Raw genomic sequence first — 7,533 nt, 5'->3', positions numbered from 1 at the left:
TCCCATATCAAGACCGCTCCTAGCTGACGGTGCGCGGACCAAGTTACGGTACGCCGCGCCCACCCACTTCACACGAGATCAACATGTCGTGATGGTCGTCGGCGTCGAGCACTTCTCCTTGCTCCGCGACAACCTCGACGCAGGTCTGGGCCGGACGTGGTAGAGATTTCCTGGAGCCAACCAGAAGCAACCGAAAGGCACGAGAACATGGCGGAAACGCCCTCGCAACTGATCGACGCCCGAATCAAGGAGCTGGGCGACTGGCGCGGCGAAACACTCGCCCGCATCAGGAAATTGATCAAGCAGGCCGATCCCGAAGTGGTCGAGGAGTGGAAGTGGAGGGGCGTGCCTACCTGGTATGACGACGGGATGATCTGCACCGGCGAGACGTACAAGGACGTCGTGAAGGTCACCTTCGCCAAGGGCGCCTCGCTGGACGATCCCTCCGGCCTGTTCAACTCCAGCCTCGGCGGCAACACCCGGCGCGCGATCGACTTCCGCGAGGGTGACACGATCGACGACAAGGCGTTCACGGCGCTCATTCGTGCCGCGGTGGAGCTGAACAAGTCCTGACAGCCGCCCTGTACAGCACTTCACAAGGTGCTGTACAGTCGCTCAGCACGAGCGAACCATCCAGCAGGAGGCCGTCGGCGATGACGCGGGGACGAGATCGGCGCCGCCGGTGATCGCCGAGTCAGTCGAGGAGTTCCGGAGCCGGGCCAGGGCCTGGCTGGCCGGGAACATGCCGCGACTCGACCCGGTCAAGGCGGCGCTGCTCGAGCGCGACGCAGAGTCGTCCTGGCGGCGTGCCCGTGAGCTGCAAAAGGCGTTGTACGACGGCGGATTCGCCGGAATCTGCTTCCCCCGGGAGTATGGCGGGCTCGGACTGGGCTATGAGTACAAGAAGGCGTTCGACGCCGAGTCGGCGGCGTATGAGACCCCGATCCTGCTCAACGTGCCGTCGTTCGCCATCTGCTGCGCGACGATCCTCGACATGGGCAGCGAGGAACAGAAACGCACCCACATCCGAGCGGCGCTGCGTGGCGACGAGGTCCTCGTGCAGCTGCTGTCGGAACCCAGCGGCGGCTCGGACCTGGCCGGCGTCATCACCCGCGCCGAGCGCCGCGACGGGCGATGGGTCATCAACGGCGCAAAGACGTGGAGCACCTGGGCGTTCGCCGCCGACTATGGCCTGTGCCTGGCCCGGACCGACTGGGAGGTGCCCAAACACGAGGGGCTGACGATGTTCCTCGTCCCGCTTCGGCATCCCGGGATAACCATCAACCGCATCCGGCAGGTGAACGGATCGGTCGAATTCTGCGAGGAGTTTCTCGACGACGTGGACGTGGGCGACGACGCCGTCGTCGGGGAACCGGGCAAGGGCTGGGAGGTGGCCTCGCGGCAGCTCTACCACGAGCGCCGCACCATGGGCGACGGTTCGGAGTACACCAGCGGACCGGGAATCGCTGCGGCCGAAGACGTTTCGATCGACCTGATGAACCTGGTCGACAGGACCAACCAAGCAGACAACGAACGGGTCCGGGAGATGGTCGGCCGGGCCCTGGTCCACCGGGCGGTGCAGGGGCAACTCAGCGAGCATGTCTACCACGCCGTGGCGAATGGATCCCTGCCGCCCGCCGCGGGATCGATCATCCGGCTGTACATGGCCGAGGCCCACAATGTCGAGACCGACACCGCCTACGCGATCGCGGGCTCGTCGGCGGTGGTCGAGGACGCCGCCGGACAGCTCGACATCGGCACCCGCTACCTGGGCCGCCAGATCGCCAGCATCGGCGGCGGCACCACCGAAATGGCGCGCAACGTGATCGGCGAGCGGGTCCTGAACTTTCCGCGTGAGTACGCCGCCGACCGCGGCGTGCCCTTCAAACAGGTGCGGCGGAACAGGGCCGGGGAAGGCGAACGACCTTGAGCGACCATCTTCGCGACATCCGGGAGTTGATGAACGACGTCGACGCGTACCGCGACGAGCTGTACCGTCGCTGGACCGGCCTGCTCAGCTACCGGTACATCGGCCGCAACCACTCGTCGATGAACCTCGGCGAGACCGACGACACCGTCACGATCCGCCGCGACATGCGCAACGAGGCCGGCGGCATCATGGTTGCGCCGCTTGCTATTTCGTCCCCGGAGGGGTGTCAGACCGACATGGTCGCGGTGCCCAACCCGGTGATCGCGTCCGTCCAGATCATCGACCCCGGCTACGACGTCACCAGGATCGAGATCGTCGGGTCCGGCATCGTGCACCAGGGCCGGACCATGGGCTACGGGCGGTGCAAGATCGTCGACGCCGACAACCCCGAGCGGGTGATCGCCTTCAACGAGGGGCAGGGCGCGATCATCGGCACCCCACCGGAAGGCCTGGACAAGATGGACGTCTCGGGCACCGAGCTGGTCATCGAGGATTCGCCCGACCTCCCGCCGCTGTGGCAGGCCTTCGGCGCCGCCAAGCGCGACGACGGCCACTGGGTGCTGCCGGCGCTGAGCGCCGAACTCGCGTCACCGGATGCGGCCCTGCACATCGGACCCCAGCACGTCGTCCTCGAGACCGCCGCGACCGACCTTGCCGCCGACATCGCCGGAACGCGGAAGGTGCAGGTCATCAGCTGGCACGTGATGTTCATGTCGCGCGGCAAGGTGGGCCCGTTCCGGGTGCAGGGCACCGCCCACGCCGGTGCGCCCGGACGCGTCGGTGTGCGCATGCTGCTGCACGACGAGGGAAACGGCGACAAGGCCATCACCTCGGCGGCGGCGGTGTTCGACGTCGTGGGCTGACCCGACACCGGGTACTGTCCGGGCATGCAGGGGTTCGGCTTCGGCACGCTGGCGATGCTGACCGCGGTGGGTTTCGCGGGTCCGCTGCTGGCGTCGTTGCCGCGCTTGCGAATTCCCGTCGTCATCGGTGAGCTCGTCGCCGGCCTGATCCTGGGCAGGACCGGTTTCGGCGTGGTCAATCCCGCCAATCCGACGCTTCAGCTGTTCGCGAATATCGGCTTCGCGCTGGTGATGTTCGTGGTGGGCACCCACGTTCCGATGCGCGGCCGCGAGATGCGCTCCGCGGTGCCGCTGGCGCTCACCCGGGCGCTGCTCGCCGGTGTCGTCGCGGTGGCCCTCGGTATCGCGCTGGCGGCGGAGTTCGGCACGGGGCACGCGGCACTGTATGCGGTTCTGATGGCGTCGTCGTCGGCGGCGCTGGCGTTACCGGTGATCGGTGCACTGAAGTTGCGCGGGCCGCACGTGCTGTCGGTGACCACGCAGATCGCCATCGCGGACGCCGCATGTATTGTGTTGCTGCCGTTGGTGATCGACTTCCGCCGCACACCGACCGCGGCGTTGACGGCGCTGGTGATCGCGGGCGCCGCGATGCTGTTCTTTGTCCTCCTGCGCGCCGCCGACCGCAAGGGGTGGCGCAAGCGCCTGCACCACTATTCCGAGAAACACCGGCTCGCGCTGGAATTGCGCACCAACCTGCTCGTCCTGTTCGCGCTGGCGGCGCTGGCCGTCAACTCGCACGTGTCGATCATGTTGGCCGGCTTCGCGGTGGGCCTGGTGATCGCGGCGGTCGGCGAACCGCGACGGCTGGCGCGTCAGCTTTTCGGCATGACCGAGGGCTTCTTCAGCCCGCTGTTCTTCGTGTGGCTGGGCGCTTCGCTCCAGGTGCGCGAGCTCGGCTCGCACCCGAAGCTCATCCTGCTCGGGGTGGGTCTGGGGGTGGGGGCGGTCCTGGCGCACTGCGCGGGCAGGCTGCTCGGTCAGCCGCTCACGTTCGCGGTGCTGTCGGCCGCCCAGCTCGGCGTGCCGGTGGCCGCGGCCACCATCGGGACCGAGGAGCACCTGCTCGCCGCGGGCGAGGCGTCGGCGCTGATGTTCGGCGCCCTGCTGACGATCGCCTCCACCTCGATCGCCGGCGCGCTGGCGGCGCGGGGCCGGACCGCCGCGACCGTCTCGACCGCCGCGAGGGCAGACAAACCCGCCGCCACCGACCGGCCCGGGTAGCGTGGCGGCTGATCGACCGAAACGGGCGTGGCCGAAGGGGCTTTTCATGGTGGGCGGTACCGCCGGGCGCTGGATCACGCGGGCGCGGCCGCTGGTCGAACCGGCCTTGCTGGTGGGCACGCTGGGCGCCCTGGCGGCCGGCGGGATCGCGTGGCTGGGCGGTCGCCGCGACGTTGCCGACGGCTGCTGGATCGCCGGCACGGTCCTCGCGATCGCGCCGGCGTCGGTGTGGGTCGTTTCGGCGTTGCGCAGGCGGCGCGGCGGTGTCGACCTCATCGCGGTCCTGTCGCTGATCGGCACCCTGCTGGTCGGTGAGTACCTGGCCGGCGCGCTGATCGCAGTGATGCTGGCGGGTGGCCGCGCGCTGGACGCGGCGGCCGAGCGCCGCGCGTCCCGCGACCTGCGGGCCCTGCTCGAACGCGCGCCACGGTTCGCGCGCCGACGGGTCGGGGCGCAGGTCAGCGTGATCCCGCTGGCCGACGTGGCCGTCGGCGACCTGCTGGTGGTCGGCCCCGGCGAGGTGGTGCCGGTGGACGGCCGGGTCAGCGACGTCGTCGCGGTGCTGGACGAGTCCGCGCTCACCGGGGAGCCGCTGCAGGTCGAACGCGGCGTCGGCGAACCGATCCGAAGCGGTGTGGTCAACGCCGGCAGCGCTTTTGAGCTGCGCGCCACCGCCACCGCGGACCAGAGCACGTATGCGGGCATCGTGCAATTGGCCCAGCAGGCCGGCGCGGAAAACGCGCCGATCGTGCGGTTGGCCGACCGTTACGCGGCCTGGTTTCTGCCGCTGGCGCTGCTGCTCGCCGCCACCGCGTGGTTGGCCAGCGGATCGGCGGTGCGAGCCGTCGCGGTGCTGGTCGTGGCGACGCCATGCCCGCTGCTGCTGGCCGCGCCGGTGGCGATCGTCTCGGGCCTGTCCAGGGCGTCGCGCGCGGGCGTGGTGATCCGCGGCGGTGGCGCGCTGGAAAACCTCGGCCACGCAACGACTTTGGTGATGGACAAGACCGGAACCATGACGATGGGACGGCCGGTGGTCGTCGACGTGATCGCCGCCGCGGGCGGCGACGCGAGTTCGATACTGCGGCTGGCCGCTTCGGCGGACCAGCTTTCGCCGCACGTGCTGGCCGAGGCCATCGTGACCGAGGCGCTGCGCCGCGGCCAGGAGCTGTCGCTGCCCACCGACGTCGAAGAACAGCCGGGCCGTGGCGTCGCCGCGACCGTCGACGGCCGCCGGATCACGGTGGGCAAACTGCCGCCGGACGCGCAGAGCAACGCCTGGATGCGAACGGTGCTCAATCGCGCCCGCCTCGACAGCGCGGCCATCGCCTGGGTCTGCGTCGACGACGACCCCGCGGGCGCGGTGTTGCTGCGAGACCCGTTGCGCCGCCAGGCGCCCCGCACCGTGCGGCGGTTGCGCGAGGCCGGGCTGAATCGGTTGATCATGCTCACCGGGGACCGGCCCGAGCCGACTCGCGAGATCGCCACGATCCTGGGGCTGGACGAGGTGTACGCCGAGCAGACGCCGGCCGACAAGTTCGCCGCGGTGCGCGCCGAAAGCGAACGCGCGGTGACGGTGATGGTGGGCGACGGCGTCAACGACGCTCCGGCGTTGGCCGCGGCCACGGTCGGTGTGGCGATGGGCGCCCGCGGCGCCACCGCATCGTCCGAGGCCGCCGACGTCGTGCTGACCACCGATCGCATCGACCGGCTCGCCGACGCGATGGACGTCGCCCGCTGGTCTCGGCGCATCGCCGTGCAGAGCGCGGTCATCGGCATGGCCCTGTCGCTGATGGCCATGGTGATCGCCACGCTGGGGTGGTTGCCGCCGGCCCCGGGCGCGCTGCTGCAGGAGGGCATCGACGTCGCGGTGATCCTCAATGCGTTGCGGGCACTGCGGGGCAACCCGACGACCGAGGCGCCGTTGGCCGCCGACACCGAACGGATGCTGCACCGCTTCGCCGCCGAACACGAGGAGCTGCGCGACACGCTCGGGCTGCTGCGCGACAGCGCGGATCGGCTCGCCGCCGGCCCGGGCACCGCGGGATTGGAATCGCTGACCGCCGCGCATGCCCTGCTGGTCGACCGGATCCTGCCCCATGAACAGGCCGAGGAGAGCCTGCTCTACCCGGCGCTGGCCCGCCCGCTCGGCAGCGAGGCCACCGCGACGATGAGCCGGACGCACGCCGAGATTCAGCGTCTTTCCGATCGCATCGGCACGCATCTGGCCCTCGCGCAGGCCGCCGGGGCGATCCAGCCCGACCAGGTCGACGACTTGCTCGCCTGCCTCTACGGTCTCTACGCGCTCCTGCGGCTGCACTTCGTTCAGGAAGAGGAAAGCTATTTCGTTCTCGCGGAGGACGATAGCGAGTCCGCCCAGACACACCACCCGGCAACCTGAACCGTTTGCCGGCACCCCGCCCGTGGCACAAAGTCCCTTCGGAGTGGGGACGTGATGCCCTCGCGCGGTCCCCGGGATCGGCCGATCGTGGACACCAGGACGCGATACGGAAGGAACCACTGCCATGAATGCGCGCTTTCCCGACGCGGGCACGATCCAGACGGTGCTGGCGCTGGCGTCTCGAGCTCCCTCCGTCCACAACACGCAACCATGGCGGTGGCTGGTCGGGGAGGAGAGCCTGCATCTCTACGCCGATGCGAGCCGGCAACTGCCCAACACCGATCCCGACGGCCGGGATCTGATCCTGAGTTGTGGTGCCGCACTGAATCATCTCGTCGTTGCGGCCGCGGCCGTCGGGTGGCAGGCCAAGGTGGCCCGCCTGCCGAATCCGGCAGACCCCGAACACCTCGCCGCGATCGAATTGTCCCGCTCCACACCCGATCCCGTCGACATCGCGCTCGCCGCGGCGATACCACGGCGCCGAACCGACCGTCGCCACTACAGTTCCTGGCCGGTGCCGGTGGGTGACATCGCACTGATGGCCGCGCGGGCCGCCCGCAACGGTGTGACGCTGTGCCAGGTCGAGGACACCGACAAGCTGCACGAGATCGTGGCGCAGTCCGTCGTGGATCACATGACCCAGGATTATCTCGCCGAGCTCTCGGCGTGGAGCGGGCGTTACGCCTCGGTGGCCGGCGTTCCGGCCCGCAACACCCCGGTGGCCGACCCGACCGCGAAGATACCGGGACGGCTGTTTTCCGGTCCGGTGCTTTCGATGCCGCCGGGATCATCGGCCGCCGACGACAATGCCGTGGTCCTTGCGCTCGGAACCCGCAGCGACGATCGGCTGGCCCGGCTGCGCGCCGGGGAGGCCACCAGCCTGGTGCTGCTGACCGCGACGTCGACGGGGTTGGCCAGCTGCCCGGTCACCGAACCGCTCGAGGTGGCCGAGACGCGAGAGGCGGTGCGCTCCGAGATCTTCGGCAACGGCCACTATCCCCAGATGCTGCTCCGGGTGGGCTGGGCGCCGATCAATGCGGACCCGCTGCCGTCGACACCGCGGCGCGAGCTCTCCGACATCGTCGATTGGATGGCCGACGGCGAGTAGACCCGGCTGGTGG

At 69.8% G+C, this 7,533-nt stretch carries 6 protein-coding genes; all 6 read left to right on the top strand.

Features of this window, described 5'->3' with window-relative positions:
* Window positions 1-207 precede the first annotated feature (207 nt).
* On the top strand, window positions 208-573 hold the full coding sequence (locus tag AC5Y6X_RS18345) for a DUF1801 domain-containing protein (RefSeq protein ID WP_499988155.1): 366 nt from the start codon (window positions 208-210) through the stop codon (window positions 571-573).
* A 109-nt stretch (window positions 574-682) separates the two neighbouring features.
* Entirely contained in the window at window positions 683-1,930 is a 1,248-nt protein-coding gene (locus AC5Y6X_RS18340; protein ID WP_499988151.1) for an acyl-CoA dehydrogenase family protein, read from the top strand.
* The gene (locus AC5Y6X_RS18335; RefSeq protein WP_499988147.1) at window positions 1,927-2,793 is read left to right on the top strand and encodes a hypothetical protein; all 867 of its coding nucleotides are present in this window, start codon (window positions 1,927-1,929) and stop codon (window positions 2,791-2,793) included. Before AC5Y6X_RS18340 ends, AC5Y6X_RS18335 begins: the two co-directional genes overlap by 4 nt.
* Before the next feature lie 24 nt (window positions 2,794-2,817).
* A complete protein-coding gene (locus AC5Y6X_RS18330) occupies window positions 2,818-4,014 on the top strand; it encodes a cation:proton antiporter (protein ID WP_499988142.1) in 1,197 nt (398 codons plus the stop codon).
* A 46-nt stretch (window positions 4,015-4,060) separates the two neighbouring features.
* Window positions 4,061-6,412 carry a heavy metal translocating P-type ATPase gene (locus AC5Y6X_RS18325; protein WP_499988139.1) on the top strand — a complete coding sequence of 784 codons (2,352 nt, stop codon included), beginning with the start codon at window positions 4,061-4,063 and terminating at the stop codon, window positions 6,410-6,412.
* 124 nt (window positions 6,413-6,536) lie between these two features.
* Complete coding sequence (locus tag AC5Y6X_RS18320; RefSeq protein ID WP_499988137.1) at window positions 6,537-7,520, top strand: Acg family FMN-binding oxidoreductase; 984 nt, start codon at window positions 6,537-6,539, stop codon at window positions 7,518-7,520.
* Window positions 7,521-7,533 lie beyond the last annotated feature (13 nt).

It is taken from the genome of Mycobacterium sp. NGS26 (assembly GCF_059813025.1).
The sequence above is the reverse complement of the archived record's forward strand: the minus strand, read 5'-3'. Positions and strand labels throughout refer to the sequence as shown.

Coding starts and splice junctions, on each gene's coding strand:
- AC5Y6X_RS18345 (WP_499988155.1), top strand. CDS start 208: ATGGCGGAAACGCCCTCGCAACTGATCGACGCCCGAATCAAGGAGCTG.
- AC5Y6X_RS18330 (WP_499988142.1), top strand. CDS start 2,818: ATGCAGGGGTTCGGCTTCGGCACGCTGGCGATGCTGACCGCGGTGGGT.
- AC5Y6X_RS18325 (WP_499988139.1), top strand. CDS start 4,061: ATGGTGGGCGGTACCGCCGGGCGCTGGATCACGCGGGCGCGGCCGCTG.
- AC5Y6X_RS18320 (WP_499988137.1), top strand. CDS start 6,537: ATGAATGCGCGCTTTCCCGACGCGGGCACGATCCAGACGGTGCTGGCG.